At 38.7% G+C, this 18,298-nt stretch carries 18 protein-coding genes and 1 pseudogene; 9 read left to right on the forward strand and 10 right to left on the reverse strand.

What is annotated here, in order from left to right; genetic code table 11:
- The first annotated feature begins 11 nt into the window (after window positions 1–11).
- The 5 genes and pseudogenes from lptC to rapZ all read left to right on the forward strand — a co-directional run bounded on the left by lptC (window position 12) and on the right by rapZ (window position 3,258).
- Window positions 12–620 (forward strand): LPS export ABC transporter periplasmic protein LptC, encoded by a 609-nt coding sequence (gene lptC / locus DX522_RS02035; protein WP_115179645.1) that lies wholly within the window; start codon window positions 12–14, stop codon window positions 618–620.
- A complete protein-coding gene (gene lptA / locus DX522_RS02040) occupies window positions 601–1,119 on the forward strand; it encodes a lipopolysaccharide transport periplasmic protein LptA (RefSeq protein ID WP_049381711.1) in 519 nt (172 codons plus the stop codon). Before lptC ends, lptA begins: the two co-directional genes overlap by 20 nt.
- Window positions 1,120–1,122: 3 nt before the next feature.
- Window positions 1,123–1,848: an LPS export ABC transporter ATP-binding protein gene (gene lptB / locus DX522_RS02045; protein ID WP_049364392.1), complete on the forward strand. Its 726-nt coding sequence runs from the start codon at window positions 1,123–1,125 to the stop codon at window positions 1,846–1,848.
- A 3-nt stretch (window positions 1,849–1,851) separates the two neighbouring features.
- Window positions 1,852–2,369, forward strand: a pseudogene (gene ptsN / locus DX522_RS02050) (PTS IIA-like nitrogen regulatory protein PtsN).
- A 31-nt stretch (window positions 2,370–2,400) separates the two neighbouring features.
- Window positions 2,401–3,258: an RNase adapter RapZ gene (rapZ, locus tag DX522_RS02055; protein ID WP_115179646.1), complete on the forward strand. Its 858-nt coding sequence runs from the start codon at window positions 2,401–2,403 to the stop codon at window positions 3,256–3,258.
- 40 nt (window positions 3,259–3,298) lie between these two features.
- On the opposite strand, the gene DX522_RS02060 is transcribed toward rapZ, so the two are convergent.
- The 8 genes from DX522_RS02060 to DX522_RS02095 form a co-directional block, all read right to left on the reverse strand.
- A complete protein-coding gene (locus DX522_RS02060) occupies window positions 3,299–3,979 on the reverse strand; it encodes a M15 family metallopeptidase (RefSeq protein WP_115179647.1) in 681 nt (226 codons plus the stop codon).
- A 1-nt stretch (window position 3,980) separates the two neighbouring features.
- The gene (dapE, locus tag DX522_RS02065; RefSeq protein WP_115179648.1) at window positions 3,981–5,114 is read right to left on the reverse strand and encodes a succinyl-diaminopimelate desuccinylase; all 1,134 of its coding nucleotides are present in this window, start codon (window positions 5,112–5,114) and stop codon (window positions 3,981–3,983) included.
- 118 nt (window positions 5,115–5,232) lie between these two features.
- Window positions 5,233–7,188 (reverse strand): TonB-dependent copper receptor, encoded by a 1,956-nt coding sequence (locus tag DX522_RS02070; RefSeq protein WP_115179649.1) that lies wholly within the window; start codon window positions 7,186–7,188, stop codon window positions 5,233–5,235.
- A gap of 262 nt (window positions 7,189–7,450) precedes the next feature.
- Window positions 7,451–7,795: an ArsC family reductase gene (locus DX522_RS02075; protein ID WP_115179650.1), complete on the reverse strand. Its 345-nt coding sequence runs from the start codon at window positions 7,793–7,795 to the stop codon at window positions 7,451–7,453.
- A gap of 153 nt (window positions 7,796–7,948) precedes the next feature.
- Entirely contained in the window at window positions 7,949–8,467 is a 519-nt protein-coding gene (locus tag DX522_RS02080) for an opacity family porin (RefSeq protein WP_115179651.1), read from the reverse strand.
- Window positions 8,468–8,520: 53 nt separating this feature from the next.
- Window positions 8,521–9,033, reverse strand: coding sequence for a SprT family zinc-dependent metalloprotease (locus DX522_RS02085; RefSeq protein WP_049364400.1), 513 nt, complete (start codon window positions 9,031–9,033; stop codon window positions 8,521–8,523).
- Window positions 9,034–9,089: 56 nt separating this feature from the next.
- The gene (gene metK, locus DX522_RS02090) at window positions 9,090–10,244 is read right to left on the reverse strand and encodes a methionine adenosyltransferase (protein WP_115179652.1); all 1,155 of its coding nucleotides are present in this window, start codon (window positions 10,242–10,244) and stop codon (window positions 9,090–9,092) included.
- Window positions 10,245–10,323: 79 nt separating this feature from the next.
- Entirely contained in the window at window positions 10,324–10,914 is a 591-nt protein-coding gene (locus DX522_RS02095) for an anthranilate synthase component II (RefSeq protein WP_115179653.1), read from the reverse strand.
- Window positions 10,915–10,989: 75 nt separating this feature from the next.
- Between DX522_RS02095 and DX522_RS02100 the strand changes: the two genes are divergently transcribed.
- Both DX522_RS02100 and DX522_RS02105 read left to right on the forward strand, forming a co-directional pair.
- Complete coding sequence (locus DX522_RS02100; protein ID WP_115179654.1) at window positions 10,990–11,964, forward strand: aminodeoxychorismate synthase component I; 975 nt, start codon at window positions 10,990–10,992, stop codon at window positions 11,962–11,964.
- On the forward strand, window positions 11,964–12,530 hold the full coding sequence (locus tag DX522_RS02105) for an aminotransferase class IV family protein (protein ID WP_115179655.1): 567 nt from the start codon (window positions 11,964–11,966) through the stop codon (window positions 12,528–12,530). Before DX522_RS02100 ends, DX522_RS02105 begins: the two co-directional genes overlap by 1 nt.
- A 23-nt stretch (window positions 12,531–12,553) precedes the next feature.
- Here the strand turns inward: DX522_RS02105 and recN are convergent, their stop codons facing one another.
- Window positions 12,554–14,230, reverse strand: coding sequence for a DNA repair protein RecN (gene recN / locus DX522_RS02110; protein ID WP_115179656.1), 1,677 nt, complete (start codon window positions 14,228–14,230; stop codon window positions 12,554–12,556).
- Window positions 14,231–14,305: 75 nt separating this feature from the next.
- Window positions 14,306–15,196, reverse strand: coding sequence for an NAD(+) kinase (locus DX522_RS02115; protein WP_115179657.1), 891 nt, complete (start codon window positions 15,194–15,196; stop codon window positions 14,306–14,308).
- Between the two features lie 130 nt (window positions 15,197–15,326).
- Between DX522_RS02115 and grpE the strand changes: the two genes are divergently transcribed.
- Complete coding sequence (grpE, locus tag DX522_RS02120; RefSeq protein ID WP_083313296.1) at window positions 15,327–15,902, forward strand: nucleotide exchange factor GrpE; 576 nt, start codon at window positions 15,327–15,329, stop codon at window positions 15,900–15,902.
- A gap of 265 nt (window positions 15,903–16,167) precedes the next feature.
- Window positions 16,168–18,294 carry an anaerobic ribonucleoside-triphosphate reductase gene (gene nrdD, locus DX522_RS02125; RefSeq protein ID WP_115179658.1) on the forward strand — a complete coding sequence of 709 codons (2,127 nt, stop codon included), beginning with the start codon at window positions 16,168–16,170 and terminating at the stop codon, window positions 18,292–18,294.
- Window positions 18,295–18,298: the final 4 nt, after the last annotated feature.

Below are 18,298 nucleotides of genomic sequence, written 5' to 3' on the forward strand. Positions count from 1 at the left end.
GAACGTTATTTATGAATATTCGTTGGAATATTATTTTAGGTGTCATCACTCTGACTTTATTAGGCTGGTATTATTCGCTTAATCAAGATCATAGCGATTTACAAAGCCTAATCAAAAAGCCTGATAGCCCAGAATACGTTGGTAATAAAATGGAAACTACCGTATTCTCGCCTGAAGGCAAAAAGCAATATCTCGCGATTTCCGACAAAGTGGAATATTACACACAAGACGGTCATACGGATTTTATTTCGCCGTTAGTCTATCTTTTTGATGTCTCTTTGGACAATAAAGACAAAGAAACGAAAACCGATAAAATTCAGTTAGAAAAACAAAATTGGAAACTTAGCGCACAAAAGGCAAAATTAACAAAAGATCAAATGCTCTATCTTGAAGGTAGTGTGGTTGCCGAGAGTCTTGATCCTTTATCTCGCCTACAACGCGTTGAGACAGAAGCCGCAGTGATTAATTTAAAAACACAAGACATTACTTCCGATACACAGGTAAAAATTAACGGATTAAACTTTAACTCAAGTGGATTGAAGCTCGTCGGAAATTTACGTCAGCAAGTTGCAACTCTAAAGGAACAGGTAAAAACATATTATGAAATCAACAAACAATAAAATTCTGCTTTTAACAGCGTTAATGATGACTTCTTTATCTGCTTTTGCGTTAAAAGATGATACTAATAAACCGATCAATATTGTCTCAGATAATCAGTCTTTAGATATGGAAAACAGCGTGGTAACCTTTACTGATAACGTTGTGATTACACAAGGTTCCATTTTGATTAAAGCCAATAAAGTGGTGATTACTCGTCCGCCAGAAAATTCAGGTAAAAAAGAAACTGTTGAGGCTTTTGGCACCCCTGTTACCTTCCACCAACAACTTGATGACGGTAAACCGGTTGATGGTAAAGCAAATAATGTTCACTACGATTTAGGCACTGAATTCTTAACATTAACCGGTAATGCTGAATTAAAACAATTAGATAGCAAAATTAACGGTGAACGCATCACTTATGATGTAAAAAAACAGCAGTTAAAAGCGAATGGTAATGGAAAATCACGCGTACAAACCGTCTTAATTCCGACCCAATTACAACAAAAAGGTAAAAAGTAACCGATGTCTGTATTACAAGCTGAATTTCTCGCAAAAAGCTATAAGAGCCGAAAAGTGGTTTCTGATGTGAGTTTAACCGTAAACTCCAATGAAATTGTTGGTCTACTTGGTCCAAATGGTGCGGGTAAAACCACTACTTTCTACATGGTCGTCGGTTTAGTGCGTCACGATCAAGGTAAGATTACCATTGATGGTGATGATATTAGCGTATTACCTATGCATGAACGTGCACGCCGAGGAATTGGCTATTTACCTCAAGAAGCCTCTATTTTCCGCCGTTTAACGGTGTATGAAAATCTTATGGCGGTATTAGAAATTCGTAAAGATCTCACTGCAGAACAACGCAGAGAGAGAGCGGATGAGTTAATTGATGAGTTCAATATTAGTCATATTCGTGATAGCCTGGGACAATCGCTTTCTGGTGGTGAACGTCGTCGAGTAGAAATTGCGCGCGCCTTAGCTGCAAATCCAAAATTTATTTTATTAGATGAACCTTTTGCGGGGGTGGATCCTATTTCGGTCACGGATATTAAGAAAATTATCACGGATCTCCGCAATCGAGGCTTAGGCGTATTAATTACCGACCATAACGTACGCGAAACCCTTGATGTTTGTGAACGCGCTTACATTGTTGGTGAAGGGAAAATTATCGCGACCGGCACACCGGAAGAAGTCATGAATGATGAGCACGTTAAACGTGTCTATTTAGGCGAACAATTTAAACTATAACCTATGAAATTTACGACATTGCTCTCCCCTGATGATATTCGTCAGGGGTTGCTTTTTCTAGCAAGAAACGATTATTTGAATCTATTGCCGCGTTCGTTGTGGAAAAACTTCACTGCGAAAATGGTGAACAGGCTTGTTTTGAATGTTTATTTGAACGGGAAAAATTAGGTAATTCAGGATTAGGCAATGGTGTTGCTATGCCTAAAGCCAAGTTACCTGCTACGGTCTCAGATAAGATCCTAACGGTATTTATGCAATTAGAAACGTCTGTCGAATATGATGCGGCTGATAATAAACCCGTGGATATCGTTTTTGCAGTGCTCGTACCCGAAAATCACTGCCAAGAATATATTCCTGTTCTGGCAGAACTCAACGAAAAATTAACTGATAAAAACTTAATTAAACAACTTCGTTCAGCACAAAGTGCGGATGAAATTTGGCAAATTTTTGAATGTGCCGATCATTCAGAGGAATCTGAGGATGACACAAATTTAGATAATATTGAACCTCAAGAGGTATAACCTAACCTACCAACCATAAGGAATCACGCAGATGGAAATTATTATTATCAGCGGTCGCTCAGGTGCAGGAAAATCTGTCGCATTACGAGCTTTGGAAGATATGGGCTATTATTGCGTGGATAATCTTCCTCTTGATTTACTTCCTCAACTCACCAATATTCTCGCCAAAACTCAAACGGCTGTCGCCATCAGCCTCGATATTCGAAATCTTCCTCATTCAAGTGCTGACTTAGACAAAATCCTGACAGATATTCAAGCTACTTATTCCGTCAAAATCATCTTTCTGGACAGCGATCGTAGTACACTTATTCGTCGTTACAGTGATTCACGTCGTCTTCATCCACTTTCTGCACAAGATCTCCCGCTTGAATCAGCGATTGATTTAGAATATCAGCAACTTGAGCCTTTAATTCAACATGCTAATTTTATTATTGATACTGCGTCACTTTCCACTCATGTGTTATCTGAACGTTTAAGAGAAGTTTTACGCGGTAATACTGATAAAGAACTTAAGATCGTGGTTGAGTCATTTGGCTTTAAATATGGCATTCCGCTTGACGCCGATTATGTCTTCGATGTGCGTTTTCTACCTAACCCACACTGGAATCCAGAACTGCGCCCAATGACGGGGCTTGATGAGCCTGTTGCGCAATTTTTACTTGCGCATGATGAAGTGAATAATTTTATCTACCAAACGCGTAATTACATTGAAACGTGGTTACCGATGTTAGAGCAAAATAACCGAAGCTATCTCACCATTGCCATTGGTTGTACGGGTGGCAAACATCGTTCTGTTTATATCGCTCAACAAATTGGAGAATATTTCCAAGCAAAAGGTAAGAATGTGAAAATTCAGCATAAATCCTTGGAAAAGAATAAAAAGAATTAATCAAACCATAAAAAAACGCAGCGACTCGCTGCGTTTTTTGTTAAACCACATATTGCTCAAAAATCTCAGGTAAGTGTGTAATTAACGTTTCTTTTCCAGCCACGGTTTCATGCTGCCAAACTTGTAATAGCACATCTGGCGTAAATAATCGTGAAGCCAGCTCTGCCAACGGTAAATAGCTAATATGCCAAGGCTCTCGGCCGATTTTTTTACCTTCTGGCTGACTGATAAATGGCAAAACAAAATCAAAGTGCGGTAGATTTTCAGTAAGAAATTCGCTAAGTTCAAAGAAATAACCACCCTTTTCATATTCCCAAGGTTCAAGTTGTAAAGATTGACCCTGAAGCAAAAGATCAGGATCAAAAATATCGATTTCTGTTCCCCAATGATGACGACTGCCACCTGGAAGCGCTGACCAACGTAAAATGGCTTGTGCTTTTTGCCAATCATCTAACAACGTTAAATCTAATGGATTTCCTGCATCATCATGAACCTTGCGTTCACCGTTAAATTTACCGTTCCAAATGAGTTGTTGACGTTCAAAATCACGAAAGCTACTCGCGGGTTGCAAATTAAAACCATTTTTGACCGCACTTTGTTGCAATCCTTGAAACGCTTTCATTGCCTCTGCTTGCAAAAAATGATTCGGAGAATGAGGTGTAGGCAAATTGATCAAATGCTCACGGGATTTGCCGGTTAACATTTCTGGCGTTAATTTCATCTTACTTATCCAATAAATTCACTAACATTTGATGATAAATCTGACCGCACTTGGCAAGATCATCAACGTTTACACATTCATTCACTTTATGAATCGTTGCATTAAGCGGCCCAAATTCCACAACTTCAGCGCCCATTAATGCAATAAAACGTCCATCAGAGGTACCGCCACCTGTTTCTGCTTGTGGTGTAATACCGGTTACTTGCTCAATTGCCGTCGTTAATGCATCTAATAATTTACCCGGTTTCGTTAAAAATGGTTTACCCGATAAATTCCAATCAATACGGTATTTCAAGCCATGTTTTTCAAGCATTTCTGCCACTTTCTGCTTAATGCTTTCGTCAGTGACTTCCGTACAATAACGTAAATTAAATTGCACATAAAGCTCACCAGGGATGACATTATTACTCCCTGTACCCGCATGGATATTTGCAATTTGTAAACTGGTCGGCGGGAAAAATTCGTTACCGTTATCCCATTGATACGTGGTTAATTCCTGCAAGAAAGGCGCCGCTTTATGAATTGGGTTTTCCGCTAAATGAGGATAAGCCACATGACCTTGAATGCCTTGAATGTAGAGGTTACCTGTAATCGAACCCCGACGACCATTTTTGACTACATCGCCTAATGTTTTCGAGCTCGACGGCTCGCCTACCATGCAATAAGTAATTTTCTCACCGCGCGCCATTAACGCCTCGACAACACGTACCGTACCATCTTTCGCAGCGGCCTCTTCATCAGAAGTAATCAACAAAGCAATCGTGCCTTTATGATTAGGATTAGCTTTCACATATTCTTCCGCCGCTACAATCATTGCTGCCAATGAACCTTTCATATCTGCCGCACCACGACCATAAAGCATATCATACACAATTTCGGCAGAAAACGGCGGATAAGTCCATTGCGTTTCATCTCCGGTCGGTACCACATCGGTATGCCCAGCAAAGGCGATGACTGGCTCACAACTACCATGCTTCGCCCATAAATTTAACGTATCGTTGAAAGGCATCCATTCAATTTGAAAGCCGAGTTTTTCCAAACGTTCCGCAATTAGTTGCTGACAGCCCTCATCATTTGGGCTAATAGAGGGGCGACGAATTAATGCTTGTGCAAGCTCAATAGTTTTTTGTTTCATAATATTCAGTGACGACTAAAAGTGCGGTCTAATTTAACAAAATTTTCCTTCAATTTAAATCTGTTCAAATAAAAAACGGACAACCTCGTTATCCGTTTTTATTAGTTTATGAAGAATCCTAGAATTGAACTTGCAAACGTAACCAATATTGACGTCCTGGCTCATTCACTCGAACAGTTTGAAGTCCCGCTGAAGGATCTGCGCCTTTACTCACAAACTCTGCATAGGATTTATTAAATAAGTTATCAATTCCGCCCTGCAAAGTGGCATATTTATTAATTTTCCACCCTGTATTAAAGGATAACGTTCCAAAGCCTGCTGAAGCACCAATGTCTTGCCCAATAATGTTGCCTTGTCCCGCTGCATAGCGTTTTTGAGCCGAAACCAATCGCCATAAAACTCCTGCACTCAAGGTTTCATTATCCCAAGTTAATGAGTTTTTCCATTCTAATGGCGGGGTTTGAGCGAGTGGACTGTCGTCCGTGCGATTTTTACCATAAGTATAAGCAAGACTACTACCGATTTCCCAGTGACGAGCAAATCTCCATTTGCCTTCAATTTCGCCGCCTAATCGGGTTGCCTTGATATTACGAGCTGAGACATTTTTACCCACTCGTTCTAACATAATAAAATCGTGAACATCACTACCAAATAACGATACAGAAAAATCAAAGGCATCATTTTTCCAAATTAATCCCGTATCAATTTGGCGGTTTTGCTCTTTATCTAAAACTTGGCTTGCACGGCGTTCCCAATAATCTGGCGCTCGCTCTGCAATCCCTACACCGGCATAATATTTAATGCCATTGATTTCTTCTTCCCAACGGAAGAAACCTGAATGTAAACCATAAGTATGGTGTTTATTTGGGTTATTCGCCATTAAAGTGTCGTATTCAGCTTTCACTTCATCATAACGATAACCAGAAATAAACTTACGACTATCGCTTGCCGTCCAAGCTCCCTCAATAAATCCGCCCCATTGAGTAAAGTTTTGCTGTGGTTGATAAGGTTTATGTCTGTATCCTTCCCCCTTCATTTCCATACGCGCAAGGTGTTTGTCGCGCATATAATCAATGCCAATCTGTAAATTAATATCCGGCCAATCAAAGGTTGCTTTCAAATGCCCTGTATTAGTTTCACGTTTTGGATTCATCGCTTTTTTAACTTGATTTCCCATCATGCTTAAATAACGCATACTATAAGTATCCATCACATGATCAATCTTACTTTGACCGTAGCGTAATTCAAGTTCAGTGAACCACGGTGTAATATTTCGTTGTACCAAACGTACATTCCATGCATCACGATCAAACTTACTTCCATCCATCATTTGATCCGCATAAGCCGCTTCGCCTCGACTACGTTCATAAGTTCCGGTCAATAAAGTGTTTTTTGTCGGAGTGAAACCAAGCTGTAACATTTGATTACGACGCTCAAAAGAAGAATGAACGCGATTACCATCACCATCTTTGTAATTACCTGCTTCATTATGTGACACACTGGTACGTAAATAACCATATTTGCCACCCGCCATCGCATCAAAATAAGCATCACGACGTTTATTTCCACCAAGGGTTACACTGCCATTTAAATAAGTGTTTTGCGTATCAAATTCAGGTTCTTTACGAACAAAATGTACGGCTCCAGCCACTAGACCTGTGCCTTGTGTGACTGTTTGAGGTCCTTTAGTAACAACGACTTCATCATAAGCGGATGGAAAAATATAAGCAGTTGGTGGATCCATACGATTGCTACATCCTCCATAAATAAATTGATCATCCGCTTGAATACTCAAACGAGAACCACCTAACCCGCGAAATAATGGATCACCCGAACTCCCACCTTTACGAATCACGCTCATATTTGCCACAGAGTGCAATAAATCTGCACCATCACCAGCGGGTAAAGGTTGAAGTGTCGTTTTTGGATTAAGCTTGACTGAATTAGCATTCGTCTGAGTAACACCGGTAACCACAATAGGCTCCAACAATGTTACAGATTGCGTATCTTCAGCAAAAGCATTAGATATAAAAAATGAAAGAGGAAGGAGGGTAAAATAAGATTTGTTATGCATAATCAATCCCTTGTTTTGGCACTTGAGTCATAAAAACCACAATTCAACCACATAAAATCTTTCAAACAAATAAGCAACCGTTATGAAACATTTATCACATCAATGATTGAGATTGTAACAATACTGTAATGAATATTATTCTTATTAAGTGCAAAAGGCAAGGTTAAAAGATGACTATTTACTTATGCATTTTTGGTAAACATACTACTGCCAGCACCAATTGAACTATCTCCGAAATAGATAGAATCCTCCCTCTTTAATACTACTTAAATGCTGCAATATATTCTTTTTCGTTAAAGCCAATCAATGCCTTACCATCTTGCAAAATAATCGGACGTTTGATTAATGTTGGATTTTCAGCTAATACGGAAAGTGAGGTGGATTTCGAGAGTGTATTTTTCACATTTTCATCAAGATTACGCCAAGTTGTGCTACGTTTATTGACTAAATTTTCCCAACCAAATTGTGCTTCTGCTTGTTGCAAGAACCGAGTATCTAATCCATCAACTCGGTAATCATGTAATTTATGTTCAATATTATGTTCAGTTAACCACTTCAATGCTTTTTTCACTGTATCGCAGTTTTTAATGCCATAAACGATAATCATATTCTCACCTCTAAAAATAAAAAATCCCCGATTTCATTTAGAACGAGGATTCTAACTGTTACATAGATTAATCATAAATAATTAACCCGATACAAATTTTTACATCCAAAAGAAAAAGTGCGGTGAAAATCAACCGCACTTTCAAAAGGGAAATTAGAATTCGTAACCTACGCCCACTTTAGCGCCATAGTTATTCACTTTAGTATCGTCAAAGCTACCTAAACGATTATATTCTAAACCACCGTTTGCATACACTTTGTCTGCTAATTTATATTTAGCACCCGCAACTACACCATAACCCACTTTAGTTTCAGAAGAACTTTTATAACGTTGTTCTGCTCGGTCTTCAAATTTGAAACGGTTAGCCGCAAGACGAGCACCAACATAAGGTTCAATTTGAGAGTTGGTATCGAAGTCATAGAACACTGTTGCACCTAAGCCTTGAACTTTAGTGCCTTGGAAATTACCGTGATGAGTATAATCACCAGCTACACGTACATTACCTAATTTGTAACCTACTGCAACACGCGGCTCAATTTTGGTTTTGCTTGAACCACCATTACTTAATTTAGTTCTTGAAAGACCAAGATCGCCTTCTGCATATAAACCTGCATTTGCAGTTGAAGCAACTGCTAATGCACCGACAACGATAGCTAATAATAATTTTTTCATTGGATAACCCCTGTTATTTGATTGAAAACGTTAGGAATATATCACAGCACGCATTAATTTTCACTATGAAAAACCAATTTTCCCTGACATTTTCGACATAAATAGGCAATTTTATCGCGTTGAATGCGATTATGCCGACGAATCGTTAAATAATGGGTCTGGCATTCGCATTGATAAGCAAACATTTTACCTTGTACACTTTCCACATCAAATTGGTGACAAGTATCGGCAGGGAGATTAAATAACTGTGTCATCACTGCTTGCCATTCCCGTCCATGCGATTTCACCCGACCAAATACTTGATACACAATAAGGTGGGCTAATTCGTGTGGAACCACCTGACGAATAAATTCATCTGAGTTCTCGAGTAGCAAAGTGCGGTTAAATTTAATCTCATTTTTCTGCAAGTAGGCAACGCCAGCCTTTACTCCTCGCAAGTCATAACTGATTATCGGAATAGGAAATTTCCGTTGAAAGTGATTTTCAGTGAGTTGTAATGTTTCTGCAAGTTTGCGCTGTACCTGCATTTTTAAATGCCGAAATTGAGTTTGAGATGACATCATCATGCTAAGTAAACAAAAACCGCCAGATTAGCGGTTTTTATCATACAAACTTTATTTACTTATTTAAGACCTGCTGCTGCACGTAATTCTTCTGCACGATCTACTTTTTCCCATGGGAATTGTTCACGACCGAAGTGTCCATACGCGGCAGTTTGGCGATAGATTGGTTGAATTAAATTTAACATTTTAATTAAACCATAAGGACGTAAATCAAAGAATTCACGCACTAACTTAACCAATAATTCGTTGGATACTTTTCCTGTACCAAAGGTTTCCACCATGATAGAGGTTGGCTCTGCCACACCAATTGCATAAGAAAGTTGAATTTCACAACGATCTGCAAGACCTGCTGCAACAATATTTTTCGCCACATAACGCGCGGCATAAGCGGCTGAACGGTCTACTTTTGATGGATCTTTACCAGAGAATGCACCACCACCATGACGAGCTGCTCCGCCGTAGGTATCAACAATGATTTTACGACCCGTTAAACCGCAGTCGCCCATTGGGCCACCAATCACAAAACGACCGGTTGGGTTAATAAAATATTTTGTTTGTTGAGATAACCATTCACTTGGCAAAATTGGCTTGATGATTTCTTCCATCACGCCTTCGTAAATTTCTTTTTGTGAAACTTCTTCACTATGTTGTGTAGAAAGCACTACCGCATCTACACCTACGATTTTGTTATCTTCGTATTTTAAAGTGACTTGGCTTTTCGCATCAGGGCGTAACCACGATAGTTTTCCACTTTTACGTACTTCCGCTTGTTTTTCCATTAAACGATGCGCATAAGTAATCGCTGCTGGCATCAAGACTTCGGTTTCATTTGTTGCATAACCAAACATGATCCCCTGGTCACCCGCACCTTGATCCAATGGATTCTCACGATCCACACCTTGATTAATATCCGATGATTGCTTACCAATCGCATTTAATACGGCACAAGAATTTCCATCAAAGCCCATCTCTGAATGTTTGTAACCAATATCACAAATCACTTGGCGTGTAAGGTTTTCAATATCAACCCATGCTGATGTGGTAATTTCACCACCGACCAACGCCATCCCTGTTTTGACATAGGTCTCGCAAGCCACACGTGCTTTAGGATCTTGTTTTAAAATTTCATCAAGTACCGCATCAGAAATTTGATCGGCAATTTTATCTGGATGTCCTTCTGAAACAGATTCAGAAGTAAATAAATAGCTAGACATAAGTTCTCTTCTTTTTTTGGATGTATTGACGTATAGACGTCTATAATACGTATTTTTGGATAATCCGCAAGCATTTCTATCAAGTATTTTTGAAATTTAACCAATTTTGTAACATTTGTTCACCGAATTCTGACATGTAAGACTCAGGATGAAATTGCACAGAAAAAATAGGTAAATTTTTGTGCTGTGTTGCCATCACGATTTCATCATCACAAACAGCTGTAATTTCTAATGTCTCTGGTATGCTCTCAGTTTGTACTGCCCAGGAATGATAAAGACCTATTTCAAATTCGGCAGGAAGCCCTAAAAATAAGCCTGAATTTGACCGCACTTTTAAGCGGCGTTTCTGCCCATGTCGCACACTTGACAAATTATAAAGTTCTCCGCCAAAGAATTCACAAAGGGTTTGATGTCCTAAACAAACACCTAAAATAGACTTTGTTTGATAAAATCGTTCTAACATCGCAAATAATTGTGGATACGTGCTTGGAACATCTGGTCCTGGAGAAATTAAAATATGTGTATAACCTTCTACACAATCTAATGATAAATCTTCAATACTTACCACATCAAAACGCACCTGTAATTGGCGAATAAGATCCACTAAATTATAAGTAAAAGAATCATGGTTATTGATAACTAAAATTTTTTTCATACGGGCTAGTGCCATAATTCGGTGACTAAATTCATTTCAACATTATAGCGATTCTGCGTTAAAATCCTTTTTATTTTTTTATCTACAGCCATGCAAACATTTATTCATCAAGCTAATGCTTATGGCGCATTACGCCAACCTTTTTTCTTCTTAATTGATTTTGAACAGAAGAAACCGCTTATTTGTTCTTTTGATGAAAGCACTGAAAAAGGGCTGATTTGGGATATTCAAGGCGTAAAAAATATCCCTGAAAATCAACCGCACTTTGCTTTGTCTATCATTGATAAAAAGCCCATTACATTACATCAATATGAACAAGGATTTCATCTTGTTCAACACGAATTACAAAAAGGTAATACCTATTTACTCAATCTCACTTATCCTACCGAAATCAAATTAAATGGGGATTTAATCCAAATTTTCCATTCAGTTGAGGCGACTTATAAATTACTTTTTAAGGAGCAATTTGTCTGCTTTTCACCTGAATCCTTTGTACAAATTCGACAAAACAAAATTTACACCTATCCTATGAAAGGAACGATTGATGCGAGCCAGCCTAATGCCAAAGCTAATTTGTTAAAGGATGAAAAAGAGCAACGAGAACATTACACCATTGTCGATTTAATGCGTAATGATCTTGCAATGGTTGCCAAAAATATCAAAGTATCTCGTTTTCGCTACATCGATAGTATTTACACAGAACAAGGCGAAATACTACAAACCAGTTCAGAAATTTACGGTGAATTAGAAGATAATTGGCAAAATAAAATTGGCTCAATATTAGCCGCACTTTTACCTGCTGGCTCAATTAGCGGAGCGCCTAAAGAAAAAACGGTTTCCATTATCCAACAAGCTGAAAAGCAAGAACGAGGTTATTACACAGGAATTTTCGGTATTTTTGATGGCGAAAGCCTAAATAGTGCCGTCGCAATTCGCTTTATTGAACAAAGAGGTGATAAATTTTATTTTCGTAGTGGTGGTGGCATTACCATTCAAAGCCAACTTGAAGACGAATATCAAGAGCTGATTACCAAAGTTTACCTTCCAATCCAAAAGGAAAAGTAATGTTCCCTTTATTTGAAACCATCGCCATTGAAAATGGCAAAATTAAAAATATTGCTCTGCATCAAGCACGCTATGAGCGTAGCCTTATCACTTATTATGGAAAAAGTGCGGTCACTTTTTTTAATCTTTTAGATCTAATTCAAGTGCCTAAGGAGCTACATAATAAGCTTGTTCGCTGTCGAGTTGACTACAACGCTCATCAAACCCAAATTTTATACGTTGAATATACCCCTAAAACACATCGTGTATTCAAGCCCATAGTCTGTAATGAAATTGATTATTCCCTCAAATATGCTGATCGTGAACTTATCAATACCTTATTTGCACAAAAGGGAGAGGCTGATGAAATCATTATTATTAAAGGGGATTTTGTCACAGACTGCTCTATTGGCAATCTCGCCTTTAGAAAAGGAACTCAATGGTTCACACCGAATACCCCTTTATTAAAAGGCACACAAAGGGAATATTTACTACAATCCGGTCAACTTCAAGAAATTGAAATTAGACAAGAACAACTTGAGCAGTTTGACGAAATTCGAGTTATTAATGCATTGAATGAACTATAAAACGCCCATTCATTTGCCTCATTTTACTTGACTAAATCCAACATCTCTTGTGCATTCGCTAAAGCAAGATCCGTAATTTCACTGCCACCGAGTAATCTTGCAAGAGCAGGAACGCGTTCTTCTTGAGAAAGTGCGGTCATTTTAGTTTCTGTTTTATCATCAACGGTAAATTTCTCAACATTAAATTGATGATGTCCGTGACATGCTACTTGTGGTAAATGGGTCACACAAAGCACTTGGCATTTATCACCTAATTGACGCAATAATTTACCCACTACACTCGCGGTTTTTCCACTAATACCAACATCCACTTCATCAAAGATCAGCGTTGGAATCGCCGATTGATCGGACGTTAAGACTTGAATCGCTAATGAAATACGAGACAATTCACCACCTGATGCCACTTTTGCTAGCTGTTGTGCCTGTTGACCTAGATTACTGCGTAAAGTAAAGACGATATTATCTGCCCCATTTGACGCAACTTTAGTTAAATCCGAATTCACTTCAATGAAAAATTCTGCATTTTCCATTGCAAGCCCTTTGATAGAATGTGTAACCTGCTGTGCTAATTTCTCTACAGCTTGGCAACGGCTTTCATGTAATTGTTTTGCCGTATGTTGCATTTTCTCAAAGGCGGATTTTTCTTCCAGAATCAGACGTTCTTCACTTTCTGAAAAATCTAAAAGTGCGGTCAATTCTGCTTTTAATTTTTGATGCCATTCCACTAACTCTTCAGGTTTCACATTGTGCTTGCGAGCGAGTTGTAAAGCTTGACCTAAACGCTGCTCAATCTCTTGTAATAACATCGGATCTTGCTCAATATGAGATGCAAGATGTTGGACTTCACTTGTCGCCTCTTGCACTTGGATAAGTGCATCATTCAACATTGTTTGAACGGAAACATATCGAGGATCTAACTCACTTAATTCATCAATATACTGTGTCGCACGATAAAGCATAGAATCGATACTCACGGTCTCATTTTCACTGAGTAGCTGTAAGGCTGATTGTGATAACTGTGTCAGCTGTTCACTATTTGATAGACGACGTTGATCCTCTTCTAATTCTAAATATTCATTTGGACGAAGGGCAAACTCATCCAACTCTTCTACCTGATATTGTAAAAGTTGTTTCTTCGCTTCATTTTCAGCGACTTTTTGTTGGAAATTTTTAACTTGCGTTTGAAGATTTTTCCATGTTCGATAATCTTCTCGCATTTGTGCAAGTAAATCATTGTGATGCGCAAATGTATCCACCAACTGAAGCTGATAATCATTTTTCAATAATAACTGCGAAGCGTGCTGCCCATTAATATGAATAAGATATTGTCCTATTTCTTTTAATTGGGAAGCCGATACGGGTGTGCTATTGATAAAGGCTTTAGAACGCCCATCTGCATTAATGACACGACGTAGAATACAATCGGAGGGATTATCAGGATCTTGCAATTCTTGCTCTTGCAACCATTGATAAGCGGGGTTAGTTGGTTCAATAAAAAATGTCGCGCAAATTTCAGCTCTTTCCTGCCCTTCTCGAACCATAGAAGTTTCAATACGCTGCCCCAAGCATAATCCCAACGCATCAATAGCAATAGATTTTCCTGCACCTGTTTCCCCCGTGATTACAGACATACCTTTCGCCAATTCAATCTCTAATTGACGAACAATTGCAAAATTATTGATGGTAAGTTGGGTTAGCATAAAAAATCTCCTTAACTGTATATCCATATATTACAACTGATATAATATACAGTAAAGAGATTTTTGACTTTTTGATTAGAAATTTTTAAGCCAGCCTAATTTCGTGCTTAATACATTGTAATAATTGTAATTTTTCAGGTGTAATAGGCGCAGTTTATGCGGACTTTTTTCAATATGCACCACATCATCTGGGCAAAAACCGAGTGCAATTTGACTATCACAGCCTAATTCCAACTGTGAAGTGTTATGTTCTGCAAAGCGAATTGAAATTTTACTGTCTCCATCAATTACTAATGGTCGAGAAGAAAGCGTGTGCGGGAACATCGGCACAAGGGCAATCGCATTTAAATTTGGCGTTAAAATCGGGCCGCCTGCGGAAAGTGAATAAGCCGTGGAACCTGTTGGAGTGGAAACAATCAAGCCGTCTGAACGTTGAGAAAAGGCAAATTTATCGTTGATATAAACATGGAAATCAATCATGTGCGCAATTTTAGCGGGGTGAATCACCGCCTCATTTACTGCATTACCACTAGAAATAATTTCGCCATTGCGTTCAATTTTAGCTTCCAATAAAAAACGCTCTTCGACAAAAAACTCGCCGCGTTCCAAACAAGCTTCAAGCTGTGCATAAGCATTTTTCGGGTCGATATCGGTCAAAAAGCCCAAGTTACCTCGGTTAATACCAATCATTGGAATATGATATTTAGCCAAAATACGAGCATGCCCTAGCATATTGCCATCACCACCGATCACAATCACAAGTTGTGCTTGCTCACCGATTTGTTCAACTGTCGCTAACACCTCTTCGGGTAAACCAAATTTTTCACCGACGTCTTTTTCCACTAAAACTCGATATCCTCGCTCTTTCAGCCATTGATACAAGTTTTTATGCATTTGCAAATTAATATCGCGACGTGGTTTTCCCATCAAGGCGATGGTTTTAAATGATTTGACTAATTCATCCATAACTATGATTGCTCCCAAGTGCAAACTCACCGATTTCTGACCGCACTTGAATTTAAAATTTTAGCCATTATATTACATAGCAATTCAGTTTTGCTAAAATAGCACTAATTTTTGATAAATGGAGAAAAAGATGTCAGAACAAGCACAAAACTTAAATGAAAATGAAGAACTTGTTGAAGAAGTTCAACAGGAAACCACTTCAACAGAAGATCCGTTAGAAGAAGCGATCGCTCGTGTACAAGAGCTTGAAGAACAATTAAAAGCACAAGTAGAAGAAACCTCTAAAAAAGAACAAGATTTATTACTTCGCACGCGTGCAGAAATTGACAATATGCGTCGCCGTAGCGAACAAGATATTGAAAAAGCGCATAAATTTGCACTAGAAAAATTTTCAAAAGACATTTTAAATACCATTGATAACTTAGAGCGTGCGCTTGCAACGCCTGCTAATAAGGAAGATGAAAACATCAAAGCCCTATTCGCTGGTGTTGAGCTGACTTTAAAAGAGTTACTCTCAACGGTTTCTCGCTTTGGTGTCGAACCTGTTGGTGCAGTGGGTGAAACCTTTAACCCGGATCTCCACCAAGCCATCTCTATGCAACCAGCTGAAGGGTTTGAAAGCAACCAAATCACCACCGTTTTACAAAAAGGCTATACCTTAAATGGTCGTGTGATTCGCCCAGCAATGGTAATGGTTGCAGCTTAATTTCTTTTCTATGACTTAAAGAGCGGACGATTTTTCGTCCGTTTTTTATTGCTAAAAAATTTGATTCAGATCAAATTTATTAAAAAATAATTTGAGAATAATTCTCAACAAAAAAACACTCTTGCTTTCCAGATTTACCAAGGTTTCAACTCAATTTCAACCATCAAAAACACAAAACAACACTACATATTGTGTGTTGATCTATTAAATAAAACCATATATAGTGCTTTCAATTTTTTCATAGCTACCTTACAGGAGTCATAAAATGAACGCTTTCTTTGTGATTAAGCGTGATGGTTCACGAATTGGGTTTGACCTACAACGCATTACTAATGCAATCAAAAAAGCAGCAAGTGCGGTCAATATTGTTGATGAAATTTATATTCATGAGCTGAGCCAGCGAATTAATACTGAAATTTTTAGTCATTATCAGCATGAAATTGATATCAACCAGATTCAAAAAATTGTTGAAGATCACTTAATGACAAGCAAGTATCCACAAATTGCTCGTACTTATATTGAATATCGTCACGATCGCGACCTGGCACGTGAAAAACGCAGCCAATTAACCAAAGAAATTGAAGGACTGATTGAGCAAAGTAACGTGGAATTGCTTAATGAAAACGCAAATAAAGATGCGAAAGTTATCCCTACCCAACGTGATTTACTGGCAGGTATTGTGGCAAAACATTATGCCAAACGTCATATTCTGCCAAGAGATGTTGTTGAAGCCCATGAAAAAGGGGAAATCCACTATCACGACTTAGATTATGCGCCATTTTTCCCAATGTTTAACTGCATGCTCGTTGATCTAAAAGGCATGCTTTCACATGGTTTTAAAATGGGTAATGCTGAAATTGAGCCGCCTAAATCTATCGGTACAGCAACAGCTGTTACTGCACAAATTATTGCTCAAGTCGCCAGCCATATTTATGGCGGTACAACCATTAATCGTATTGATGAAGTACTTGCACCTTATGTTCAACTCAGCTTTGAAAAACATTTGAAAAATGCCGCCCAATGGCAAATTCTGGATGCGGAAGGTTATGCGAAAGCACTAATTGAAAAAGAATGTTTTGATGCGTTCCAATCCCTTGAATATGAAGTCAATACGCTCCATACATCAAATGGTCAAACACCATTTGTTACCTTTGGTTTTGGCTTAGGTACAAGTTGGCAAGAACGGTTAATTCAGCAATCGATTTTGAAAAACCGTATTCGTGGTTTGGGTAAAAATCATAAAACGCCCGTCTTCCCTAAGCTGGTCTTTACCATTAAAAAAGGCGTGAACCAAAACGAACAAGATCCAAACTATGACATTAAAAAACTGGCATTAGAATGCGCTTCAAAACGCATGTATCCAGATATTTTAAACTATGATCAAGTGGTTAAAGTCACTGGCTCGTTCAAAGCCCCAATGGGTTGCCGTAGCTTCTTAGGTGCTTATGAAGAAAACGGCCATGAAGTGCATGATGGTCGCAATAATTTAGGCGTGGTAAGTCTGAATCTGCCTCGCATTGCTCTGGAAGCACAAGGAAATGAAGAAAAATTCTACCGCACTTTAGATGAACGCTTAGCCCTCGCGAAGAAAGCCTTACTTACCCGTATTGCGCGCTTAGAAAATACCAAAGCTCGTGTCGCGCCAATTCTCTATATGGAAGGCGCTTGCGGCGTTCGACTAAAAGCCGATGATAATGTTGCGGATATTTTCAAAAATGGACGAGCATCAATTTCTTTAGGTTATATTGGCATTCATGAAACCATCAATGCACTGTATAAAAAGGGACATATTTTTGACGATGAACAACTACGTGAAAAAGGTATTGCGATTGTGCGTCGTTTAAGCGAAGCGGTAAAACAATGGCAGAAAGAAACCGGCTATGCATTTAGCCTTTATTCCACACCAAGTGAAAACTTGTGCGATCGCTTCTGTCGTTTAGATATCAAACAATTTGGTGTCATTGAAGGCGTTACCGATAAAGGCTACTACACTAATAGCTATCACCTAGATGTAGAGAAAAAAGTCAATCCATACGATAAATTAGACTTTGAAATGCCTTATCCTGAACTAGCAAGTGGCGGCTTTATCTGTTATGGCGAATACCCTAACATTCAACATAACCTCAAAGCACTCGAAGATGTATGGGATTATAGCTACGATCGCGTGCCTTATTACGGCACTAATACGCCAATTGATGAATGTTACGAATGTGGTTTCACAGGAGAGTTTAATTGCACAAGTAAAGGTTTTGTTTGTCCGAAATGTGGCAACCATGACAGTGCAAAAGTCTCCGTGACCCGACGAGTTTGTGGTTATCTCGGCAGCCCTGATGCTCGTCCATTCAACGCTGGCAAACAAGAAGAAGTAAAACGTCGAGTGAAACACCTATAATGTC

Source organism: Haemophilus parainfluenzae (genome assembly GCF_900450995.1).
GTDB lineage: Bacteria > Pseudomonadota > Gammaproteobacteria > Enterobacterales > Pasteurellaceae > Haemophilus_D > Haemophilus_D parainfluenzae_O.